Consider the following 21597-nt stretch of genomic DNA (forward strand, 5'->3'; position numbering starts at 1 on the left):
TAACCCGGCGCAGCGCCGCTCAGAGGCGGGCGGCGAACTCGTGGATCAGGCGCGCCGCGGGCTCGGAGTCGCTGATCAGCGTGCCGTGGCCGTGGTCGGGGATGACTTCGAGGTCGGCGCCCGGGATCGCGTCGAGGATCTCCTGACACCAGCTCATCGGGGCGAGGGGGTCGTCCTCGCCCCGCAGCACGAGCACGGGGCAGTCGATGCGCACGAACGCGTCTTCCGGCTCGTGCACGACGGTGGCACGGATCTTGCGGATCAGGTGGGGTCCGCCGCGGAGGTACTCGCGCGCGCCGCGCCAGATCACCAGCGGCCGCTCGCCGACGAGGTCGGTCAGCAGGTACCGGGCCTGCGCGCCGATGTTGCGCGCCGCCTTGTTGACCGTGGGCCCGGCGAGGATCACGCCCTCGACGAGCGACGGATGCCGCGCCGCGAGCTCCGCCGCGATCTGACTCCCCATCGAGTGGCCGATGACGACGACGGGTTCGGCGTTCACGTGCTTCAGGTAGGCCGCGACGAGGTCGGCGTGCCGCTCCATCGTGAGGGTGCGCGTGGGCTCTGGCGCCTCGCCGAAACCGGGCAGGTCGAGCGCGATCACACGCCCTTCGAGGCGCTGCACGATGTCGAGGTAGACGCTGCGACCCATGCCGATGCCGTGGAGCAGGAGGTAGGTGTGCGGTCCATCGCCGAAGGTCTCCGCGATGAGGGTCGCACCGCCGTGCTCGAACTCCAGGAGCGTGACGGGGGTCCCCTTGGGGGCGAGATAGCTGGATGGCACCCGTCAACGCTAGCCGAGCATCCTGTGCCTCTCGTCACGGCACCCGGATGATGGCGCTCTCAGCCGGCCGGTGTCAGCACCAGGGTGTCGACGGCGGCAGCCTTCACCGCCTCGGCGGAATACGCCCACGGCTTCTGGATGCCGGCGGCCCAATCCGCCGTCTGATCGGTGTAGTGCGCGTCGAAGGCGTGACCGGAGGCGCCGGTGAGGTGGTTCCAGGTCGAGGCGTCGAAGTCGGCCAGGTCGACGACCATGCGCATCGAGGGCACCGTGGTCGTGGTGTACGAGACGCCGAGCTCCCAGCCGGTCGCGTTCACCACCGACGCTCCCCCGCCCACCGGGTACGGTCCGCGGTTGAACAGCGCCTCGATGGGGGCGATGCCCGACGAGCCGAGCGTGTCGCTGGTGAGGGTGATCGCGTGCAGGTCGCCCCAGTTCCAGCGGGCGGTCGTCGTGCCCTGAAGGGCCGAGAGCTCGTCGTACGCCTCCTCCGCCGACAGTGCGAGCATCTGCTCCATCCCGTCGACGTCGATCTGCTCGTTGGTCCAGAGCGGATCGGACGGCTCCTCCAGCATGTCGCCGACGACCGTGAAGAGTCGGCCCTGTCCGTCGATGGGCAGCGGCTGCTCTCGTTCCGCGAAGATGTTCTGCACGAGATTCGACCACAGCACGTTGGCGTACGCCGCCGCGGGCGAGGATGCCGTGTTCTGCGCATCCCACGACCGGAGCAGGTCGACGGCCTCGGCCGGTCCCGCGCCGGAGACCTCGACGTCGCTCATCGCCGTCGCGAGCTGCTTGCCGATCCACATCTCGCTGTCCATCTGGATGTCGCGCATGTCCTGCGCGACCAGAGGGGCCGCCGCCGACCGGCGCTCGATCAGGTGCGCGATGCGGGCGGCCCGGTACCCGTAGTCCCAGTCCCGGGAGAGGAAGTACTCGTAGTCGTCGGTCACGATCGCGTTGTTCGCGGTGACGATGTATCCGGAGTCGGGGTTGTACGCCACGGGCAGCTCCTCGAAGGGGATGAAGCCCGTCCAGTCGTAGCTGCTGTCCCACCCCGGCTGCGGCATCCACCCGTCGCCTGCGCCGCGGATCGGCAGGCGTCCCGGCGTCTGATAGCCGATGTTGCCCTCGACGTCGGCGTAGACGAGGTTCTGCGCCGGCACGTCGAAGAGCGAGGCGGCGTGACGGAAATCGTCGAAGTTCTGCGCGGTGGAGAGGGCGAAGATCGCCGTCGCCGCGGTGCCCGGGTCGAGCGCCGTCCACCGGAGGCTGACCGCGTACTCGGCGTCGTCCTCTGCGGCGGGGAGCGGGGCGGGCGGGGTGCCGACGTCTGCATCGAGCGCGGGCGCCGGGTCTTCGGCGATCGCGGTGAAGTCGTCGGTGAGTCCGGAGATGATGGGGCCGTGCACGGTCGAGCGGATGGTCAGCTCGATGTCGTCGCCGCCCGCGACCTTGATCGTCTCGCTGCTCTCCTCGAGCGGGACCAGCACGCCGTCGCGCCAGTACTCGTCGCCTTCGATCCGCTCGATGTAGAGATCGGTGACGTCGGTGGTGAGGTTCGTGAAGCCCCAGGCGACGTGCTGGTTGTGTCCGATCACGATGCCGGGCAGGCCTGAGAACGAGAAGCCTCCGACGTCGAACGGGCACGCCTCGTTCACGGTCGAGCACTTCAGCTGCACCTGGTACCAGACCGAGGGGAGGGATGCTCCGAGGTGCGGGTCGTTCGCGAGCAGAGGCATGCCGGATTCGGTGAGGGATCCCGAGACGACCCAGGAGTTGGAGCCGACCCCCTCGCCGACGTCGCCGACGAGCACGCTCGCGGCCTCGATCACGCTCGACGTCTCCTGCCATTCGATGGTCGTGGACGCCTGCTGGATCTCGCCGTCCGGCTCCGCGGGCGTGTAGGCGGCCGGCTCGGCGTCGGTGTCGATCGCCGGCACCGTGGAGATCTTGGGGACGATCACCGGGTTCTCGGCGAACGGGTAGGCGGGGTAGAGCTTGTCGAGGATCTCGCCGGTCTCCTCGTCATCCGAACCGGAGCCCAGCTCGGCGGCGAGGAGCGACCGCTCGGTCTCGTCCTCGATGTTGCCGCGGAGGTCCCAGGCCATGGCCTTGAGCCAGGCCACCGAGTCCGCGGGCTCCCACGGCTCGGGCGCGTAGTCGGGGTTCTGCACGCCGAGCACGGCGTACTCGAGCGACAGCTCGGCGCCGGAGCGCGATGCCAGGTAGGCGTTGACGCCGTCGGCGTAGGCTTCGTAGTAGCCGCGGGTGGTGTCGTCCATGGCCTCGACTTCGGCCTCTGCCACCGTGCGCCAGCCGAGCGTGCGCAGGAACGCGTCGGTGCCCGCCTGCGACTCCCCGAACATCTCGGCCACGCGCCCCGCGGTGACGTGCCGGCGGAAGTCCATCTCGAAGAACCGATCCTGCGCATGCACGAAGCCCTCGGCGTAGAACAGGTCATCGGTCGAGTCGGCCGTGATCGTCGGGATGCCGCGGTCGTCGCGCTGCACCGTGACCTCGGCCTGCAGGCCGTCGAGCTCGATCGAGCCCGAGGTCTGCGGGAAGGAACGCTGGATCGTCCACGTCACGAAGAACGCCGCGGCCACGGCGATCACGACGATGCCGGCCACCACGAGGAACGCGATGCGTCCGATGCGGACGCCCCGAGAAGGGCGCGTGGGTACGGCGGATACCTGCGAATCGGTCGTCATCGTCGAGAACTCTTTCGGGTAGACAGGTGGAACTCAGTCCCACCGAGCCCCAGTGCGCGTATCAGGGTCGCGCCTTCGCATCATATCCGCCCGAGCGCTCGCCGCGGAGCGTTCCGCGATGAGGGCTCGGATCATCCGATCAGGCTCGGCTGCAGATCGCGCAGGGTACGGCGGTGCGTCATCCGCGTCACGCCGATCATCGCGAAGAGCAGCGCGCCGACCAGCCACATCCCGAGGACCGCCAGATCCCAGCCGGCGCGCGCATAGTCGCCGCCGTACATGAGCTGTCTCATCGCATCGACGACGTAGCCCAGGGGGAGGACGTGATGGAGGGCCGCGAGAGGGGCGGGCAGCGTCTGCCAGGGGAACGTGCCTCCGGCGGTGACCAGTTGCAGCACCATCAGGACCAGGCCGAGGAACTGCCCCACCGACCCGAGCCAGACGTTGAGCGCGAGGATGATCGCCGCGAACGTGGCCGACGCGAACACCATGACGCCGAGAGTCCCGAGCGGGTGATCGAAGGTGAAGCCGAGCGTGACGGCGAGGATGCCCATGAGTCCGAGCATCTGCACGGCCCCGAGCATCGCCGGCGTCAGCCACCCGGCGAGCGTGATGCGGAGAGGGGAGTGCAGGGCCGTGATCGCGCGCCGGGAGATCGGCTTCACGATCAGGAACAGGGCGTAGATGCCGATCCAGGCAGAGAGCGCGGCGAAGAACGGGGCGAGGCCCGCGCCGTAGTCCTCGGCGGAGGCGACCTTGTCGCTGGACACCTTCACCGGGTCGGCGATCGTGTCCGCCTGCAGGGAGCGCAGCTCCGGGGTGGATGCCGGGATCGCGTCGACGCCGTCGGACAGGCCGTCACGCAGTTCGGCGGTTCCGGAGGCGAGGGTCGCGAGTCCGTCGCGCAACTGCACGGCACCCTCGTCGGCCGCGGAGGCGCCGGTCGCGACCGTCCCCGCCCCGGTCGCGAGGTCGGCGGCGCCGGACGCGAGAGACGCCGCGCCGGACGCGAGCTGGTCGACCTTGCCGACCGCGCTCTGCACCTGCGTGTTGCCCTCCTGCAGGCGCGCGCCGAGCGGGTCGAGCTTCGCCAGGACCTGGTCGATCTCCTCGGGAGTCAGGCCCTGCTGCGCCAGAGCAGCGGCGATGTCGGCGCGCACCTGGGGCAGCGCGTTCGCGGCCTGCTGGACGGCGGTTCCGGCACGGTCGGCGACGTCGGCGAGCTGCCGGTTTCCCGCACTCACCTGCTGCGCTCCGTTCGCGAGCGTCTGCGCGCCTGCGGCGAGCTGTGCCGTGCCTGCCGCGAGCTGCGCGGTCCCGTCGGCGAGCGTCGAGCTGCCGGATGCCGCGGTGCTCGCCCCGTCCGCGAGCTGCGTCGCGCCGTCGGTCGCGGTGACGAGGCTGTCGCGCACGTCGCTCAGCCCGGTGAGCAGCCGCTCGGCCGCCTCGCTGCCGACCATCTCGGCGACCGAGCTGCGGATCTTCTCCACGGCCTGCGTGCCCATCGACGAGGCGAGATAGTTGTTCGCGTCGTTGGTCTCGAGCTCGATCCGGGCCTGATGCGGGTCGTCGCCGGCCGCCGAGGTGAGCGCCGCCGAGAAGTCGGCCGGGATCGTCACGGTGAAGTCGACGGTGCCGTGCCGCAGTGCCTCGGCAGCCTCATCCGCCGGCATCCGCTGCCAGTCGAAGGCATTGCCCTCGATGAGGTTCTCGGCCACATCGTCGCCGTAGTTCACGGTCTCACCGGAAGCCGGCTCCGTGCCGGTGGTGGGGGCGGGAGCGCCCTCGTCGTCGACCACGAGCGCCACGGGCACCTCGGGGAACTTGGCGTACGGGTCCTGGTTCGCCCAGAGGTAGAGGCCGCCGTAGAGGATCGGCACGCAGATCAGCGCGACGAGGGCGACGATGCCCATCCTGCTCGCGGTGAGTCGCCGGAGTTCGGCGGCGATCATGGCGGGAACCTTCATCGCGCGTCTCCGTTCTCTTCGGGGGTGGAGGTGTCGGGGGGCTCGGGGGAGGATTCCTCGATCTCCGGCGCGTCCTGGTCCCGGGCATCGGCTTCATCGAGCACGAGCGGCTCGACCGGGCCGGAGGCGTCGATCGCCTCGAACTCGTGCATCCGCTCCAGGGCGACGGCCGCGGAGCCGCCGATGATCACGAGCATCGCGTAGCCGCGGTCGGCGAACTCGCCGGCGATGCGCCACCAGCCGTCCGGGCTCCCCCCGTGGCGGTCGGGGGAGACGAGGACGATGCCTTCCACTCCCGACCTCAGCACGGCGAGCTCGCAGAGGATGCGGACGCGGGCGGCGGGATCGATGGTGCCGATCGGCACGGAGGCGAGATCGGCGAAGCCCAGCCGTGCGAGCCACCGTCGGGCGTGCAGCGGCGTCGCGCCGACGCCGGCGAACATCAGTTCCTCCCCGACCACGCCCGCGAGGGCGATGTCGGGATGCGGGTCGCTGACGTCGGGCGCGTCGACCAGCGCCACTCGGCGACGCAGCGTCTTCGCGTCGTCTGCGCCGTCGATGCTCACCCGCCCGGTGTCGGGACGCATGCGACCGCTCGCGATCAGGCCGAGCACGGTCGGACGCTGTTCGGTCTCGGCGAGGGCGAAGCGCACGGACCCGGTGTGGAACTCCAGCGACATCGGTGGAAGAGCCTGGCCGTTGCGGCCCTTGCTCACGTCCTGCAGTGCGATCTTCATGCGCGGCCCTCGCGGTCGGTGGTGGAGGCGTCGGAGTTCACGTCGGCGACGGCGGACGCGCCGATGTCGGGATGCTGGGTGAGGAGCTCATCGGCTTCGCGCCAGGACAGGCCGGCGATGCTCAGCACCGCACGCACCGCGAGGTCCGCCGCACCCGTGCTCGCGGCATCCGTCCGGGAGATGACGGTGCGGGCCATCTCCTCGATCAGTCGAGCGAGCGTGGGGGCGGCGAGGTCGGTGCGGAAGCTGCCGTCGTCCTGACCGCGGCGCACGAGTGCCGCCACGGTGCGCCGCAGCGGGGCGAGCGCCGCCGCGGTGTGCTCGACGTGCGTCTCGTCGAGGGCGAGCGCGGCCGCGACCTGCACATGCGCGGCGTCGCGCCAGAGGAGGGCGGCCAGACGAGCCAGCGCGAGGCGGGCGTCGGTGTCGTCGACCGAGGCGGCGATGGCGTTGAAGCGCGGTGTCCCGCTCGAGATGAGCTCGCGGATGAGCGCGTCGCGGTCGTCGAAGTGTCCGTACAGGGTGCGGCGCGAGAGGCCGGCGCTGCGGGCGATGACATCGATGGAGGCGTGCGGATCGAGCGCGAGGGTCGAGCGGGCGGCGGACAGGATGCCGGCACGGTTCTCGACGGCGTCGCGGCGGGGTGCACGAGTGGTCATGGAGCAAGAATACTTATCATGCACATATTTGTGCAAGATACTCGAGCCGATTCACAGCATCCGCTCCGATGGCGACGGGTCGCGACACGCTGAGGGGGTGGATGCCGAAGCATCCACCCCCTCAGAGGTTCGTCCGTGCGGTGAACCGTCAGTCGGTGCCGGAGTCGAAGGCCGCGCCCTCGGATGCCGTGTCGACGGCATCCGCCAGGGTCTCGTCCGCTTCGGAGATCGAGCCGTGGACCGATTCCGTGATCTCACCGGACTCGCCGGCAGTCACGCGGCCGACGAGCTCGCCGGTCGCGCCGCCGACCAGGCCGAGGCCCGCGTACTGCTCGAGGCGGGCGCGGGAGTCGGCGATGTCGAGGTTGCGCATGGTGAGCTGGCCGATGCGGTCGACCGGGCCGAAGGCCGCGTCGCCGACGCGCTCCATCGACAGCTTCTCCGGGCCGTACGAGAGGTTCGGTGAGACGGTGTCGAGGATCGTCCAGTCGTCGCCGCGACGCAGACGGATCGTGACGGTGCCCGAGATCGTGAGGCCGACCCAACGCTGGATCGACTCGCGCAGCATGAGCGACTGCGGCTCGAGCCAGCGGCCCTCGTACATCAGGCGGCCGAGGCGGCGACCCTGCTCGTGGTAGGTCGCGAGGGTGTCTTCGTTCAGGATGCCGTTGACCAGGCGCTCGTAGGCGATGAACAGCAGCGACATGGCCGGAGCCTCGTAGATGCCGCGCGACTTCGCCTCGATGATGCGGTTCTCGATCTGGTCGCTCATGCCGAGGCCGTGGCGTCCGCCGATCGTGTTCGCCTCCATGACCAGCGCGACCGGGTCGGAGTATTCGACGCCGTTGATCGCGACGGGGCGACCGGCCTCGAACGTCACGGTGACGTCTTCGGTCTCGATCGCGACGGACGGGTCCCAGAACTTCACGCCCATGATCGGGTCGACGGTCTCGAGCGAGACGTTCAGGTGCTCGAGGGTCTTCGCCTCGTGCGTCGCACCCCAGATGTTGGCGTCGGTCGAGTAGGCCTTCTCGGCGGAGTCGCGGTACGGGAAGTCGCGGGCGACGAGCCAGTCGCTCATCTCCTTGCGGCCGCCGAGCTCGGTGACGAAGTCGGCGTCGAGCCACGGCTTGTAGATGCGCAGGCGGGGGTTGGCGAGCAGGCCGTAGCGGTAGAACCGCTCGATGTCGTTGCCCTTGTAGGTGGAGCCGTCGCCCCAGATGTCGACGCCGTCCTCCTTCATGGCGCGCACGAGCATGGTGCCGGTGACCGCGCGACCGAGAGGCGTCGTGTTGAAGTACGTCTTGCCGCCGGAGCGGATGTGGAACGCGCCGCAGGAGAGGGCGACGAAGCCCTCTTCGACCAGGGCGGTCTTGCAGTCGATCAGGCGCGAGGCCTCGGCGCCGTACTCCAGCGCGCGGCCCGGGATCGATGCGATGTCGTCTTCGTCGTACTGGCCGAGGTCGCCGGTGTACGTGAAGGGAACCGCGCCCTTCTCGCGCATCCACGCGACGGCGACGGAGGTGTCGAGTCCTCCGGAGAAGGCGATGCCGACGCGCTCGCCGACGGGCAGGGACTGGAGGACCTTGGACATGACTCCCAGTCTATCCGCGGGCGGCGTGTCGCCCTGTCTCGCCTCAGGGCGGAGAGAAGCCGGGGCTGACGCGGGAGATCCGCCGAAACCGAGAGGCGACGGGTGCAGGGCGGCGTGTCGACGCGCGACCCGACGAGGCGCGCGCGACACGTCTCGGCTTTCGCCGATCGCGCGGCTGCCCGAGCGCACCGAAGTGGGAGAGTAGGCCCCACGGAGGTGTGACATGGGAGAGGCAGTCCTGTGGGGCGCGGTCGCGGCGGCGCCGCTGTTCATCGGCGCGGTGCTCGCGCTGCTCCGGAAGTGGCCGCCGCGATGGCTCGGCATCGTGCTGGGCTTCGGCGCCGGCGCGCTGATGGCATCGATCGCGTTCGAGCTCTGGGAGGAGGGGCTCGATCTCGCGGGTCCCATCCCCCTCGTGATCGGTGTCGCAGCCGGTGCGATCAGCTACTACATCGCCGACCGCATCCTCGACGCGAGGGCGGCGAAGACCAAGGAGCAGGCGGGCGGCGGCCAGCTCGCGGTCGGCGCCCTGCTCGACGGCATCCCGGAGCAGCTCGTGCTCGGCATCGGACTGGCATCCGGGGAGCCGGTGAGCATCGCGCTCGTCGTGGCCATCCTGGTCTCGAACCTGCCGGAGTCGATCGGCTCGGCCGCCGACCTGCTCGAAGGCGGCATGGCGAAATCGCGCGTGCTGCTGCTCTGGGCCGGGGTCGCGGTGATCTGCGCGGCGGCGACCGTCGCCGGCTTCGGCCTCGCGAGCGTCACCGGCGACGAGTTCCGTTCCGCGGCGAGCGGCTTCGCGGCGGGTGCGCTGCTCGTGATGCTCGTCGACTCGATGATCCCGGAGGCGCAGTCCAAGGCCAAGGAGTCGACCGGGCTCGCGACCGTGCTGGGCTTCGCGCTCGCCGCGGGCCTCGCCCTCGCCTCCTGAACGACGGCACCCGGCGACGAGGCGCGACGCCGGAGCGTCAGTCCTTGCCGCGGAAGGCGTCTCGTCGGACGCTGCGACCCGCGATGCTGTCGATGCGGAACGTCAGCGGGAGATCGCGATCGTCACCCGCCCACGGGTGCACCCGAGCGGCGATGCCTTCAGCCTCTTCTGCGGACGCCCTCGACAGCGTGCCGTGCATCAGCACGCTCCATCCCGTGGTCCCGATCGGATCGTGGTAATCCACCTCGAACGACATCTCCGCCGGTTCGTCGACGAGGGAGGCGAGCAGGCCGTCGGGGGCGGTGCGCAGAAGCAGGTCGTGACCGGAGACGGCGTAGTTCACGGGATGGATCTGCACCCGCCCCTCGTGGACGAACCCGATTCGGCCGATCGTGGTGGTGGCCAGCAGCTCGTAGGACTGCTGCTCTTCGAGTACTCGGATCATTCGCGCGCACCTTCCCTCTGGCGCCAGGCTATCCAGGGTGACGCGCGCCTTCAAGGGACCCTCGGCCGGCGGAATCGGACACCCGCCATCCGGCGGTCGGGAGGCATCGGATCGGGCCCGACCGGCGGGTTATCCTCGGGTGCGGCGTGCAGGAGGCTGGCGGGACGCCGCCGCGACGGCGGCCGAGGACAAAGGAGTTCTGATGACTGACACGACCCTGGCACGCCCGCCCTTCGACCCCGAGCTCGAGGCCGCACTCGCGCTCGTCGGCGACCAGATGCCGTCCACCCTCACGGCGGAGATGATCCCGTTGCTGCGCCAGTCGCCGGTCGGCGGCGAGGAGGAGATCTTCGCGGCGCTCACGGAGCGCGGGTTCACCCATCGCGACGTGGTGATCCCCGGGCACGACCGCGACGAGATCGTCGTCTCGGTGATCGAGAAGGAGGGGCGGACGGGCACCGGGCCCGGCTTCTTCCACACGCACGGCGGCGGAATGATCATCGGCAACCGCTGGCTCGGCGTGGTCGGCTTCCTCGACTGGGCGGAGCGCTTCAACGGCGTCATCGTCACGGTCGAGTACCGTCTCGCCCCGGAGTTCCCCGATCCGTACCCGGTCGAGGACTGCTACGCCGGACTCGTCTGGACCGCCGAGCACGCCCAGGAGCTCGGCATCGACCTGTCGCGCCTGATGATCGGCGGCGCGAGCGCGGGCGGCGGCCTCGCAGCCGGAACGGCTCTGCTGGCACGCGATCGCCGGGGCCCGGACCTGATCGGACAGCTGCTCATCTATCCGATGCTCGACGACCGCGACGAATCGGTGTCGACGCAGCAGATCGACGGCATCGGAGTCTGGGACCGCGGCTCGAACATCACCGGATGGACCGCCCTCCTCGGTGATCGCCGTGGCTCGGACGACGTCTCGATCTACGCATCTCCGGCCAGGGCGACCGACCTCGGCGCGCTGCCGCCTGCCTTCATCGACTGCGGCAGCGCCGAGGTGTTCCGCGACGAGGATGTCGCCTACGCCACGAAGCTCTGGGAAGCCGGCGTCCAGGCCGAGCTGCACGTCTGGGCCGGAGGCTTCCACGGCTTCGACATGTTCGCACCGCACACGGCCGTCGCGCAGGCGATGCTCGCCGCGCGGGACAACTGGGTGAACCGCCTGCTCTCCTGAATCAGGACCGCGTGCGCGGCTTCCTCCCGTCGCGCTTTCTGTCGGTTTCCGGCTCGCAGACGGACAGAAAGCGCGACGGTGGCCGGGTGCACGACCCCGTAGGGTGGAATCCCCGCGTGCGATGGAGCCCGACATGCAAGATCTGCTGGGGCGGCTCACCGCCCTCGACCCGGATGCCAGCGAGACGCTCAAAGTCGTCACCTACTTCGATGCGCTCGTCGCCCGCTCGGTCGGCGTCGAGAGCATGCTGCGCGGAGCCGCGGTGCTCAGCGGGGCGACCGTGGGACAGCGCGACGGCAGGCAGATCATGCGGGTACGCGCCGACGGGGTGCGCATCGATCCCGTCGAGCCGTCCCATACCTGGCCGGTGCGAGAGAGCGGACCGGATGCCGTCGCCTGGATCGAGCGCGAGGGAGACCCCCACACCAACGACGCGATGATCCTGGAACGGCTGACCCTCGCGCTGGGCATCATCCGCGCACGCCGGTCGGTGGGCCCGGAGAGCGCCGTCGAGCTCGCCATCAGCTCTTACGCCGGGGCGGACGAGCGGGCCGCCGCGCTGCCCCGACTCCGACTCGGTCCCGGTGCGCTCCGGCTGATCGCGTCTCCGCCCGACCCGGCACCGCTGCCGCAGCATCCGTCGGCCGTGGTCGCCACGCGGCACGGTCTCACGCGTGCGACGATCCTGGACGCGGGAACGCACGCGGAGCGCGCCTGGCCCGCAAGCGCCGGACTGCGTCTGGGTATCGGCATCGCGGGGTCGGGGGATCGGCTTCCCGCGTCGTGGTCGTCCGCGCTGGTGGCCGTGCGCCTGACGAGTCCCGGTGAACCCGTCGTCGACGCCGCCGACCTCGGGGCGCTTCTGCTCGTCGCGGAGGCCGCCGATGCCGGGCCTCTCCATCCGGACGCCGCCGCGCTCGCCGCCCTCGACGACCGCAGCCGCGAGCTTCTCGACGCCGTCGCCGAGGAGCACAGCATCCGCGCCGCCGCCCTGCGTCTGGGGCGTCATCACTCCAGCGTGCAGGAGCGGATGACCGCTCTCGTCGACGCCCTCGGGTACGACCCGCGTACATCCCGGGGGCATGCCCGCTACGTGCTGGCCCGGATGCTGCTGACCCTCCGTCTCTGAGGATCCGACGCCGGACCCACCCGGACTCAGTCGAAGCCCGGATACTCCTGCAGCTTCTGCTCGAACTCCTCCCGGTCGGCATCGCTGAGCACACCGCTCGCGATGACGACCAGCTGCAGGCCCTCGAGAGGCTCGCCGGTGCGGGCGTTCTGCGCCTCCCGCGCGGCCAGGAAGCCGCCGTCCGGGTCGTTGGAGAGGTCGTAGATGTTCGCGTAGAACCGCAGCGGATCCGGGTAGTTCTCGGTGTAGTACTCCCAGGTGGTCTGCGTGCGCGGGTCGTCGCTGCCGTAGAGCTTCGTGATCATCGCGGGGTCGATGCCCGAGATCGACGGGTCGTTGAAGGCGTACAGGTCCCACAGCCCGTGCTCGACGACGACCTCGCTGATCACGGCCATCACCTGGAGCTTGCGGTCGTAGTCCTGGATGGGTTCGTTGGTCGCCCAGGTCGTCGAGGTCAGCTCGACCAGCATCGACTCGCCCCCGTAGCCGTTGCGCTCGGGGCGCAGATCTTCGTCGCCCACCTGCGTCCAGGTGTAGCCGAACTCCTCGGTGAGTCGCGTGCGGATGTCGGCGAACAGGCTCTCCGACTGTGCGCGGACCTCCTCCAGCGACTGCTGCGAGAGCGTCTGCTGCGGATCGGTGCCCTTGATCCCGGGGTACGCCTCCGCGTGCCTCTGCGCCGCCGTCTTCGTGCCCTCGTAGTTGCCGGACGCCGAGGTCTGCAGGGCGCTCATGCCGCCGACCGTCGCGACGTTGAAGAGGATGGCGACGACCAGGGCGATCGCACCCAGCATCCGTCCTCTCGTCGTGAACAGGGCGGCGACGATCGTGGCGACCACCACGAGCTGCAGCGTGAGCATCGTGACGCCGTAGAGGGTGTCGGTGCCACCGGCGACCAGCATGCCGAGCAGGATCAGTGCGAACAGGATCGAGGCCGAGAGCGCGACCCATCCGAGGGCGTTCGCCGGTTTCTTCGGAGCGTCGGCGGCTGCGGTCACGACGGCAGGGACGGACGCCGCACCGGGGACCTGACGCCGCGCACCGCGATACCCGCCGGGCGGCGGCACCGGCGGCGCGCCCTCGGTGCCCGCGATGTAGCGCGCCCGCTGCTTCTCGTGGTCCATCACCACGGCTTTTCCGTTCCCGAACCGCCAGGGTCGTCGCCCTGCTGCTGGTCGCGCTCCTGCGTGCCCTGCTCGAGCTTGTCCTGGAGGCCCTTCAGCTTGTCCTCGGAGGGCTGCTCGTCCTCGCCGGGCTGGGGTTGGGGCTGCTCCTGTTGCTGGTCCTCCTGCTGCTGCTTCTGCTTCAACCGGTCCTCTGTGCTGTCGAGAGTGTCCGACATGTCGCGCTGCGGATCGGAGGATTGCTGCTGCGCCTCCTCGCTGTGGCATTCCTCGGGCGTCTCCACCGTGATGGCCAGCGCCTGGCCGTAGAGCTCGGCCGCGGTCACGCCGTCGCCGTCGGCACGGGCGGCGTCACCCATCCGCTCGACGACGAGTGCGAGGTTGATCCGCACGCCGCACACCTCCAGCCCGGTCGCGAGGTCGAGCGCCTTCTCCAGCTCGGCCCTGGCCTCGGGCAGCTGCTCCGCCGCCCCGAGCGCCGTGCCGATGTTGAACGGCGCTTTGTACGGCTCGAACCAGTTCAGGAACTCCTGCCCGCGCGCCGAACCTTCCGACCCGGCGAAATCGTCGACGACGTAGGCGGAGATGGCCTGATGGGCGAATGCGTACATGCTCAGCAGCTTGCCCACGAAGAAGAGCGCGGCGAGGGTGAGCGGGAGCGTCCCGATCGCCACCCACCGACGGATGCTGCGCCGGCGGCGGTTGGATCGGAGGAGCGCGGCGGCGGCTTCGTTCTGCGTGGTCACGATGAGCCCCCTTCCGCGGTCGGGCGGCCCTGCCGCGGTGCGCGCAGCTGCCGGAGCCGCGCGATCAGCATCGCGGCGCGGGTGAGCTCGACGCCCAGGATCAGCAGGATGACGAGAGCGGCGATCCAGTACAGCTCGGTGACGTTGCCGACCTCTCCGGATTCGGCGTAGCTCGTGGTGGTGGACGGTGCCGCCGGCAGGGTCGGCGCGGCCTCCGCCGTCCGATGCTCGTACTCGACACCGAGCTGTGCGGCGATGGCCTCGAGGTTCGCGTCATCGATCACCGACAGCGCGTCGGAGCCCTCGTACTGGATGTACTCCGCGGTTCCGGTGGCGGACACATCGCCCGTCGTGATGCGCATCGGCCCGCCCTCGGTGGTGCCGTAGCCGAACACTCCACCGGCGTCGGTGTACTTCTCGCTGGAGCTGAACGACTCCGGCTCCGAGTCCACGGTCTGCTCGCCGTCGCCGAAGTAGAAGACCATCCGCGAGCGATCGGGAGATGACTCGGCCGCCGAGGCGAGCGTCTCCGTCAACAGGGGAGCCGCGATGCCGATCGAGCTTCCGCGGGACTGACTGGTGACCTCCGGTCGCAGCACTTCGAGCGAGCCCATGAGCGCCGTGGTGTCGGTGGTCAGCGGCATCCGCAGCTCGGCCGCCGCATCCGAGGTGATCAGGGCGAAGCGCGCACCCGGATACTCCTCGACGAGCGCCCGTACGTCGTCGCGGATGCCGTCGAGCCGCGGCTCGTCGTCGCCCCAGTCCTCGGCCACGATGCTCGCCGTGGTGTCGACGACGAGCACGATGTCGGTGTCGGTCGCGAGAGTCTGCGTCGCGCCGCCGGGGATGCCGGGACGCAGCAGCATGGCGAAGCAGGCGAGCACCAGCACCAGGCGCATCGCCCAGAGTGCGCGATGTCCGGCGAGCGCACGCGGGTCGGTGGGCGCGGTGCCCGACTTCGCCGGTCGCACCAGCACCCAGACGGCGAGGGCGGCGACGGGCAGGCACAGCAGCGCGATCAGCAGCGGGTTGAGCACGGGTTGGAAGATCACAGTCGCACCCTCCACAGCACCACGACGAAGGCGAGGAGGAAGACCGAGAGCAGTGCGATCCAGAGGTTCGGCGTGTCGGTCCAGACGACCTGCGCCTCGCCGCGGAGCTCGGTCGCCTCCTGCTCCTGCACCTGGCTGACGATGTCCGAGACGGTCGTCGTGTCGCGCAGCCCGAACGCGGCACCGCCGGTGGCTTCGGCCGCCGCGGTCAGTTCCGCGCTCACCGCGGCATCCTTGCCCTGCACCGGGTTCAACGCGAAGACGCGCACGTCCTTGGATGCGGCATAGGCGGCCGCCTCCTGGAGCGTCACGATCGAGGCGCCGTTGATCTCGTTGTCGGTCGCGAAGATGACCGATCGCGACCGCTCGTCGTCGGGGCGGTCGAAGCCCATCGCGCAGGCCGCGAGACCGTCGCCGATCAGCGAGGCGCCGTCGCCGTTGAGCGTGCCGACCCAGTGCTCCGGGATCTGGTCGACGTAGTCGAAGCTCTTCGTCATGCTCGCCAGGTGCTCGCGGATGAAGTCGTAGTCGTCGGTCAGGGGGAAGATCTGCACCGGCGAGCTGTTGAAGATCGTCAGACCGATCCGTTCGCCCTCGAAGCCGTCCAGCAGCTCGTCGAAGACGTTGAGCACCTCGACGTCGACCTCGGTCATGGAGCCCGAGACGTCGAGGCACAGCATGATGTCGCGGCTCGTGTTGACGGGCTGGATGGTCTGCGCCGACATCGGCCGGGCGGCCACGACACCGGCCACGATCGTCGCGGTGGCGCCCAGAGCGAGGATGCCGGACAGCGCGAGCGCGCGTCGTGCCAGCGCCCTGCGGAAGGTCGGCAGCGTGCGCAGGCGCTCGGCGCGGGCGATGCGCGCCGAGTCGCCGCCGCGGAGGCGACCTCCGCGGCGCAGCCCCAGGATGAGGCCGATCGCGAGCGCGATCAGCACGACGGCGGCCGCGGCGATCAGCATCCAGACGTTCGCTAATGCCATGCGCGCACCACCGTCCTGGCGGCTTCGGCACCGGCGACGGGATCGATCGACGGTCCCTGCCGGAAGATGCTCGGGTAGTAGTGCCGTCCCATCGCGTCGATCAGGGCGGGGTGCACACCCCGCGCCACGAGGTCGTCGAGAGCGAGCACCGGCGCTTCCAGGCCGCTGTACTCGTTCACGAAGGTGCGGACGACCCGGCTCAGCTCGAGATTCGCCTGACGGGGGGAGAGCCGGCGCTCGCGGTAGTCGGTCTCGATCTGCTGGATGCGACCGAGGTACTCGGTGCGCAGCTGCGAGAGCACATCGACGATCAGGGGCGCGTGCCCGGCCGTCTCGTCCGCGACCGACAGCGTCCGGCGCGGTCGCGTGAGAACGATCAGCAGCCAGGCGCCGAGGACCAGGAGGGCGAGGATGCCGATCGCGAGCAGCATCCATCCCCAGCCGTACTGCGCCGGCGGGTAGAGCTCATCAGAGCCGGGCATTCGACCTCCGATTCAGCAGCTGCAGCAGCTGCGTGACGGCGTCGTCCTGCCCGTCCAGCACGGTGTGGCTGATCTCCAGACGGGTGAGGATCTCGGCGAGGTGCGCGGCATCCGCTTCGCGCTGCGCCGTCAGCTCCTGCACGATTCCCTGGTCGCCCTGCACGAAGTCCGGCACCTGCCAGCGGCTGTCCACGTCGGTGCGGGCGCGCCTCGTGGAGTGGTCGAGCACGGGCTCGGCGTCGCGGAGTGTCAGCCACAGCACGTCGTGCTGCACGCGCAGGCGGCGCAGCATCCGCTCCGTCTCGCTCGTGACGGGGGCTTCGTCGGTGACGACGACCACGATCATGCGGCGGGAGATCGTGCGGGTGGCGAAGGAGAGCAGCGCGTCGCGGTCGCTCGGCGCGGAGCTCTCGTCGATCGCCTTGTCCAGGGTGCGGAGGGCATGCTCGAGCGCCCCTTCACTGCGCCCGGGAGCCAGGCGGCGGACCTTCGTCGAGTCGCCGTACACCGTGGTGAAGTCGTCGCCGTGGCGCAGCGTCAGCACGCCGAGCACGCCGGTGGCGAGGATGGCCAGGTCCTTCTTCGGCTGCTCGTCCGACGCGAGTGCCGACATCGAGCGCCCGGTGTCGACCACGAACAGCACGGTGTGCATTCTCATCGCGCGATGCCGTTTGACCAGCGGCGTGCCCAGCCGCGCGGTCGCCCGCCAGTCGATGTCACGCACCTGATCGCCGTACTCGTACTTGCGCAGGTCTTCGAAGTCGAGGCTCCGCCCGTGCAGCAGCGACGCGTAGGCGCCGTCGAGCGCGTGCAGCGACTTGCGCGTCGAATGGATGAAGAGCTTGCTCTTCACCTGCGTGATCAGGCTGGCCATGGAGGTGTCAGGGCGTGGGGACCGACGCGAAGATCTGGTCGATGATCTCCTCGCTGCGGATGCCCTCGGCGTCGGCCTCGAACGTCAGGAGCACACGGTGCCGCAGCACGAGGTGCCGCAGCTCGCGGATGTCCTCGGGCAGCACATGCGAGCGACCCTTCAGCAGCGCCAGCGCGCGCGAGGCCTGCAGGAACGCGATGCTCGCGCGGGGGCTCGCCCCGTACTTGATGAAGCGGGCGCGCTCCTCGCCGATGTACGGCGCGGGGTTCCGGGTGACGTAGGCGATCGACACGATGTAGTTGCGGATCGCGGGGTCGACGTAGATGCGGCTCGCGACGTCCTGCAGCAGGTGCACGTCGTCGAGGCTGACGGCGCTGGTCACGTGCCGGTCAGGGTCGAGCACGCCGGAGTCGATGCGGCTGAGCACTTCGAGCTCTTCGGCGGGGCTCGGGTACTCGACGATCTCCTTGAGCAGGAAGCGGTCCATCTGCGCCTCGGGCAGCTCGTACGTGCCCTCCTGCTCGATCGGGTTCTGCGTCGCGATCACCAGGAACGGCTTCGGCAGATGGTGCACCTCGCCGCCGATCGTGGTCTGGTGCTCCTGCATCGCCTCGAGCATGGCGCTCTGCGTTTTGGCGCTGGAGCGGTTGATCTCGTCGAGCAGCACGAAGTTCGCGTGCACCGGTCCGAGCACCGTGCGGAACGAGCCCGTCGCGGCGTCGTAGATCTGGTTGCCCGTGATGTCGCTCGGCAGCAGGTCGGGCGTGCACTGGATGCGCTTGAACTGCGCCTTCACCGTGTCGGCGAGAGTGCTGGCGGCGGTGGTCTTCGCCAGTCCCGGCACGCTCTCGAGCAGGATGTGGCCGCCGGCGATGAGCGAGACGAGCAGGCTCGTGCGCAACCGCTCCTGGCCGACCATCTTCGCCGAGTACGAGGCGGAGATGATCCGCAGGACCTCGGTGGCCCTGGCCATCTCGGCGTCGGTGGGTGCGCCGTTCGCGGATGTCGACGTCGCGGCCGGGGTGGCAGCGGGCGCCGGTGTGCGCGTGGGAGCGGGCGGGGGTGGAGGTGCGGCCGGATACGGGGATGCGGCGTTCACGTCATGCATGCTCTCTCCTCCTGAGGAGCGCGGCGCTTCTCCCCCCAGCCAGGGTAGTCGCAGCATCCTGTGACGACTCTCCTTTCCACCCGGGACGGCATCGGTGGACCTTCGTGGCGTCCCGCACACTTCATCACTGGCACTGGATGGAGTAAGTGGTGACATGCGTTCTAAGGTCTCAGCATGAGCCCCCCCAGAACGACGAGCCCAGGCGGCGGGCTCAGCACGGCGCTCTGGGGCCTGCAGTTCGTGGTGGCCGGAATCCTGATCGCTCTCGTCTACTTCAAACGCATCTACATCCCCCACTGCGACCTGCAGTGCGACTTCGGGCTGTTGGATGTCACGGGAAACATCTTCGCTGTGTTCGCAGTGCTGATGTTCGTCCTCGTCGGCGTACTTCAAGTGGTGCTTCCGGGGCCATCGAGATGGTGGCTCCCTGTTAGCGGGGTCGTGCTCACCCTCGTTGGTGCCTTCATCGCCAACTACGTCAGCGAGGTTGCACTGCTGATGAGGTAGGTCTTCGATGGATCGAAGCTCGCGACCCAGCCTCCCGCGGGATAGTTCACCGACGCCCCCACCCGCCGGCACCCGCGACCGACACTGATACCGTCGAAGGGCAGCCGCTTTCCGGGCAGGTCGAGCCTTTCGCTCCCGCCGGGACAGAACTGTTCCTCGCTCGGATGCGGCTGCGCCGATACATGACTGAAGAGATATGAGGACAGATACGTGACGAGTAGAGAACGAGTAGCGATCATCGGCGCCGGCCCCTCGGGTATGGCGCAGCTGCGGGCCTTCGAATCCGCGGCCCGCGCCGGGGCGGAGATCCCCGAACTGGTCTGCTTCGAGAAGCAGGCCGACTGGGGCGGACAGTGGAACTTCACCTGGCGCACGGGACTGGACGAGTTCGGCGAGCCGGTGCACTCCAGCATGTACCGCAACCTGTGGTCGAACGGCCCGAAGGAGGCGCTGGAGTTCGCGGACTACAGCTTCGACGAGCACTTCGGCCGCCCCATCTCCTCCTACCCGCCGCGTCCCGTGCTGTGGGACTACATCGCCGGGCGCCTGGAGAAGAGCGACGTGCGCGACCTGATCCGCTTCCAGACCGTGGTGCGCTGGATCGAGTTCGACGACGAGCGCGAGGTGTTCACGCTCACCAGCGAGAACCTGCCGACGGGTGAGTCGACCGTGGAGGAGTTCGACCGCGTGATCATCGCCAGCGGGCACTTCTCCTTCCCGAACGTGCCGGACTTCCCCGGCATCGAGACGTTCCCCGGCTACATCAGCCACGCCCATGACTTCCGCGGCGCCGAGGCCTTCGCGGACAAGGACGTGCTCGTGATCGGAGCGAGCTACTCGGCGGAAGACATCGGCAGTCAGGCGTTCAAGATGGGAGCCCGCTCGGTGACGGCGAGCTTCCGGTCGGCGCCCATGGGATACGACTGGCCCGAGGGCATCGAGGAGCGCCCGGTGGTCGAGCGTTTCGAGGGCAGCACAGCGTTCTTCGCCGACGGCACCTCGAAGCACGTCGACGCGGTCATCCTGTGCACCGGGTACCTGCACAAGTACCCGTTCCTTCCCGACGATCTCGCGCTGTCCTCGCCGAACAACGTCTACCCCGACGGCCTGTATCGCGGGGTGGTGTGGCAGGGCAATCCGCGGCTGACCTACCTCGGCGCGCAGGACCAGTGGTTCACGTTCAACATGTTCGACGTGCAGGCCTGGTACGTGCGCGACCTCATCCTGGGGCGCCTCGCGCTGCCCGACGAGCAGGAGCGCGCCGCATCCATCGCCGAGTGGCGCACGCGCTTCGGTCAGATCGACTCGGCCGGGGCGGAGATCCGCTTCCAGGCCGACTACATCCGCGACCTGCTGCAGCTCACCGACTACCCGGAGTTCGACATCGACCGGGTCGTCGAGATCTTCCTCGCGTGGAAGCACGACAAGAAGGAAGACATCATGGGCTACCGCGACCGCATCTACGAGTCGGTCATGACCGGCACGCTCGCGGTCGTGCACCATACGCCGTGGCTCGAGGAGCTCGACGACTCCCTCGAGCGCTACCTCGACGTGGATCCGGATGCCGTCGAGCCGACACGGAGCATCGCGGGCCGGTCCCGTGATGACGACCGCGAGGCGCTCGCCGCCGTCTGATCGCCGACGGCTTGTCACGCCGACCCACCCCTTTGTGGTCGACCCGCCCCCTTTCGTGCGCACGCAGAGGGGTGGGCCGATCGTAAGGGGGTGGGTCGGCGTCAGAACGCGAGGTCGGCGTCAGAGCGCGAGGTCGGCGGGGGGTATCGCGGCGTCGGCGGTCGAGTCCGACACGATCGCCCGCCGACGGCCCACCCACACGACGAGGGCGGCGGCGCCGATGATGATCGCGGCGATCAGCAGCACGTAGAGGGAGACGCCTCCGTAGCCGCCGGGCTGCGCCGGGTCGAGGAACGGGTAGGGGTACCACGACGGCTTCCCGGACGCCGGGGCGATCACCAGGTTCGCCCGGATCAGGGTGTAGATCACCCAGACGATCGGGAAGATGGCGGCGATCCCCACGGCGCCCCAGCCGAGGGAGCGACGCCGCGGGGCGAACAGCACATCGGCCAGCATGATGATCGGGATCACGACGTGCAGCACCTCGTTCGACCAGCCCACGGTCGAGCCCTGGGGCAGCTCGATGCCGCGCAGCAACAGGTTGTAGACCACGCCGGTGACGATCATGTAGGTGCTGGCGCACATCAACAGGATCGCGAGCCAGCGGGGTTCGGCCGTCGAGCCGCGGTGAGCGAGCGCCCAGAAGCCGCCGCACGCCAGTGCGACCACGGCGAGCACGTTCGACTCGATCGTGAAGAAGCTGAAGAAGTTCGCGATGACCGTAGGAAGATGCGCGCCCCACTCGGTCGTCGCCGCGCCGGCGATCTCGAGGGTACGGATGAGCTGCGCGATGATCGCTGCCGCAGCGAGTACGGCTGCGGCGATGCGCAGATAGGGCCACCAGGTCGTCATTTCGCCTCCGTCGGCAACTGTAGCGGCAGGTTTCCGTAGACTGCGGCACCGATATATCGATATCGTCGGACCGTTCACGCAGCACGCGCATGGCGGAGGGGCA

Annotated in this window: 20 protein-coding genes; 5 read left to right on the top strand and 15 right to left on the bottom strand. The window is 69.5% G+C overall.

Going from position 1 to position 21597, the window contains the following annotated elements:
- Positions 1-19: 19 nt before the first annotated feature.
- The 6 genes from CQ045_RS08505 to argG form a co-directional block, all read right to left on the bottom strand.
- Positions 20-781, bottom strand: coding sequence for an alpha/beta fold hydrolase (locus CQ045_RS08505; protein WP_105722664.1), 762 nt, complete (start codon positions 779-781; stop codon positions 20-22).
- A 59-nt stretch (positions 782-840) separates the two neighbouring features.
- Positions 841-3495 (bottom strand): penicillin acylase family protein, encoded by a 2655-nt coding sequence (locus CQ045_RS08510; protein ID WP_105722666.1) that lies wholly within the window; start codon positions 3493-3495, stop codon positions 841-843.
- Between the two features lie 131 nt (positions 3496-3626).
- Entirely contained in the window at positions 3627-5462 is a 1836-nt protein-coding gene (locus tag CQ045_RS08515) for a YhgE/Pip family protein (RefSeq protein WP_105722668.1), read from the bottom strand.
- A complete protein-coding gene (locus CQ045_RS08520) occupies positions 5459-6199 on the bottom strand; it encodes a hypothetical protein (RefSeq protein ID WP_181156503.1) in 741 nt (246 codons plus the stop codon). Before CQ045_RS08520 ends, CQ045_RS08515 begins: the two co-directional genes overlap by 4 nt.
- On the bottom strand, positions 6196-6858 hold the full coding sequence (locus CQ045_RS08525) for a TetR/AcrR family transcriptional regulator (protein ID WP_105722670.1): 663 nt from the start codon (positions 6856-6858) through the stop codon (positions 6196-6198). Before CQ045_RS08525 ends, CQ045_RS08520 begins: the two co-directional genes overlap by 4 nt.
- Before the next feature lie 148 nt (positions 6859-7006).
- On the bottom strand, positions 7007-8452 hold the full coding sequence (argG, locus tag CQ045_RS08530) for an argininosuccinate synthase (protein ID WP_105722671.1): 1446 nt from the start codon (positions 8450-8452) through the stop codon (positions 7007-7009).
- A gap of 223 nt (positions 8453-8675) precedes the next feature.
- Here argG and CQ045_RS08535 point away from each other — a divergent pair, with 223 nt between their 5' ends.
- Positions 8676-9383, top strand: coding sequence for a ZIP family metal transporter (locus tag CQ045_RS08535; RefSeq protein ID WP_105722673.1), 708 nt, complete (start codon positions 8676-8678; stop codon positions 9381-9383).
- Between the two features lie 37 nt (positions 9384-9420).
- Here CQ045_RS08535 and CQ045_RS08540 read toward each other — a convergent pair whose 3' ends face one another.
- The gene (locus tag CQ045_RS08540; protein ID WP_105722675.1) at positions 9421-9828 is read right to left on the bottom strand and encodes a pyridoxamine 5'-phosphate oxidase family protein; all 408 of its coding nucleotides are present in this window, start codon (positions 9826-9828) and stop codon (positions 9421-9423) included.
- 202 nt (positions 9829-10030) lie between these two features.
- Between CQ045_RS08540 and CQ045_RS08545 the strand changes: the two genes are divergently transcribed.
- Positions 10031-11002 carry an alpha/beta hydrolase gene (locus tag CQ045_RS08545; RefSeq protein WP_105722677.1) on the top strand — a complete coding sequence of 324 codons (972 nt, stop codon included), beginning with the start codon at positions 10031-10033 and terminating at the stop codon, positions 11000-11002.
- Positions 11003-11135: 133 nt separating this feature from the next.
- Positions 11136-12131, top strand: coding sequence for a hypothetical protein (locus tag CQ045_RS08550; RefSeq protein ID WP_258131004.1), 996 nt, complete (start codon positions 11136-11138; stop codon positions 12129-12131).
- Positions 12132-12157: 26 nt separating this feature from the next.
- On the opposite strand, the gene CQ045_RS08555 is transcribed toward CQ045_RS08550, so the two are convergent.
- Genes CQ045_RS08555 through CQ045_RS08585 form a run of 7 tightly spaced genes read right to left on the bottom strand, consistent with a single transcriptional unit; the run spans position 12158 to position 18500 of the window.
- A complete protein-coding gene (locus CQ045_RS08555) occupies positions 12158-13255 on the bottom strand; it encodes a DUF4064 domain-containing protein (RefSeq protein ID WP_105722681.1) in 1098 nt (365 codons plus the stop codon).
- Positions 13255-14001, bottom strand: a complete 747-nt coding sequence (locus CQ045_RS08560; protein WP_105722683.1) for a tetratricopeptide repeat protein — start codon at positions 13999-14001, stop codon at positions 13255-13257. Before CQ045_RS08560 ends, CQ045_RS08555 begins: the two co-directional genes overlap by 1 nt.
- A complete protein-coding gene (locus CQ045_RS08565) occupies positions 13998-15053 on the bottom strand; it encodes a VWA domain-containing protein (protein WP_105722685.1) in 1056 nt (351 codons plus the stop codon). Before CQ045_RS08565 ends, CQ045_RS08560 begins: the two co-directional genes overlap by 4 nt.
- On the bottom strand, positions 15050-16036 hold the full coding sequence (locus tag CQ045_RS08570) for a VWA domain-containing protein (RefSeq protein WP_258131005.1): 987 nt from the start codon (positions 16034-16036) through the stop codon (positions 15050-15052). The genes CQ045_RS08565 and CQ045_RS08570 overlap by 4 nt, the downstream gene beginning before the upstream one ends.
- The gene (locus tag CQ045_RS08575) at positions 16027-16518 is read right to left on the bottom strand and encodes a hypothetical protein (RefSeq protein WP_105722689.1); all 492 of its coding nucleotides are present in this window, start codon (positions 16516-16518) and stop codon (positions 16027-16029) included. Before CQ045_RS08575 ends, CQ045_RS08570 begins: the two co-directional genes overlap by 10 nt.
- Positions 16505-17392: a DUF58 domain-containing protein gene (locus tag CQ045_RS08580; RefSeq protein ID WP_105722691.1), complete on the bottom strand. Its 888-nt coding sequence runs from the start codon at positions 17390-17392 to the stop codon at positions 16505-16507. The genes CQ045_RS08575 and CQ045_RS08580 overlap by 14 nt, the downstream gene beginning before the upstream one ends.
- Positions 17393-17399: 7 nt before the next feature.
- On the bottom strand, positions 17400-18500 hold the full coding sequence (locus tag CQ045_RS08585; protein ID WP_374955018.1) for an AAA family ATPase: 1101 nt from the start codon (positions 18498-18500) through the stop codon (positions 17400-17402).
- Between the two features lie 174 nt (positions 18501-18674).
- Between CQ045_RS08585 and CQ045_RS08590 the strand changes: the two genes are divergently transcribed.
- Together CQ045_RS08590 and CQ045_RS08595 are read left to right on the top strand one after the other, a co-directional pair.
- Complete coding sequence (locus CQ045_RS08590) at positions 18675-19007, top strand: hypothetical protein (RefSeq protein ID WP_105722693.1); 333 nt, start codon at positions 18675-18677, stop codon at positions 19005-19007.
- Between the two features lie 210 nt (positions 19008-19217).
- Complete coding sequence (locus tag CQ045_RS08595) at positions 19218-20642, top strand: NAD(P)-binding domain-containing protein (RefSeq protein WP_258131006.1); 1425 nt, start codon at positions 19218-19220, stop codon at positions 20640-20642.
- Positions 20643-20762: 120 nt separating this feature from the next.
- Here CQ045_RS08595 and CQ045_RS08600 read toward each other — a convergent pair whose 3' ends face one another.
- Positions 20763-21494 carry a Pr6Pr family membrane protein gene (locus tag CQ045_RS08600; RefSeq protein ID WP_105722697.1) on the bottom strand — a complete coding sequence of 244 codons (732 nt, stop codon included), beginning with the start codon at positions 21492-21494 and terminating at the stop codon, positions 20763-20765.
- Positions 21495-21597: the final 103 nt, after the last annotated feature.

Origin of the sequence: Microbacterium sp. MYb66 (assembly GCF_002979435.1) — a bacterium.
Taxonomy (GTDB): Bacteria; Actinomycetota; Actinomycetes; order Actinomycetales; family Microbacteriaceae; genus Microbacterium.

Bases quoted from the DNA above. Each gene is read 5' to 3' on its own strand.
- CQ045_RS08510 (WP_105722666.1), bottom strand. From the start codon at position 3,495: ATGACGACCGATTCGCAGGTATCCGCCGTACCCACGCGCCCTTCTCGG.
- CQ045_RS08515 (WP_105722668.1), bottom strand. From the start codon at position 5,462: ATGAAGGTTCCCGCCATGATCGCCGCCGAACTCCGGCGACTCACCGCG.
- CQ045_RS08520 (WP_181156503.1), bottom strand. From the start codon at position 6,199: ATGAAGATCGCACTGCAGGACGTGAGCAAGGGCCGCAACGGCCAGGCT.
- CQ045_RS08525 (WP_105722670.1), bottom strand. From the start codon at position 6,858: ATGACCACTCGTGCACCCCGCCGCGACGCCGTCGAGAACCGTGCCGGC.
- argG (WP_105722671.1), bottom strand. From the start codon at position 8,452: ATGTCCAAGGTCCTCCAGTCCCTGCCCGTCGGCGAGCGCGTCGGCATC.
- CQ045_RS08535 (WP_105722673.1), top strand. From the start codon at position 8,676: ATGGGAGAGGCAGTCCTGTGGGGCGCGGTCGCGGCGGCGCCGCTGTTC.
- CQ045_RS08540 (WP_105722675.1), bottom strand. From the start codon at position 9,828: ATGATCCGAGTACTCGAAGAGCAGCAGTCCTACGAGCTGCTGGCCACC.
- CQ045_RS08545 (WP_105722677.1), top strand. From the start codon at position 10,031: ATGACTGACACGACCCTGGCACGCCCGCCCTTCGACCCCGAGCTCGAG.
- CQ045_RS08550 (WP_258131004.1), top strand. From the start codon at position 11,136: ATGCAAGATCTGCTGGGGCGGCTCACCGCCCTCGACCCGGATGCCAGC.
- CQ045_RS08555 (WP_105722681.1), bottom strand. From the start codon at position 13,255: ATGGACCACGAGAAGCAGCGGGCGCGCTACATCGCGGGCACCGAGGGC.
- CQ045_RS08570 (WP_258131005.1), bottom strand. From the start codon at position 16,036: ATGGCATTAGCGAACGTCTGGATGCTGATCGCCGCGGCCGCCGTCGTG.
- CQ045_RS08575 (WP_105722689.1), bottom strand. From the start codon at position 16,518: ATGCCCGGCTCTGATGAGCTCTACCCGCCGGCGCAGTACGGCTGGGGA.
- CQ045_RS08580 (WP_105722691.1), bottom strand. From the start codon at position 17,392: ATGGCCAGCCTGATCACGCAGGTGAAGAGCAAGCTCTTCATCCATTCG.
- CQ045_RS08585 (WP_374955018.1), bottom strand. From the start codon at position 18,500: ATGCATGACGTGAACGCCGCATCCCCGTATCCGGCCGCACCTCCACCC.
- CQ045_RS08590 (WP_105722693.1), top strand. From the start codon at position 18,675: ATGAGCCCCCCCAGAACGACGAGCCCAGGCGGCGGGCTCAGCACGGCG.
- CQ045_RS08600 (WP_105722697.1), bottom strand. From the start codon at position 21,494: ATGACGACCTGGTGGCCCTATCTGCGCATCGCCGCAGCCGTACTCGCT.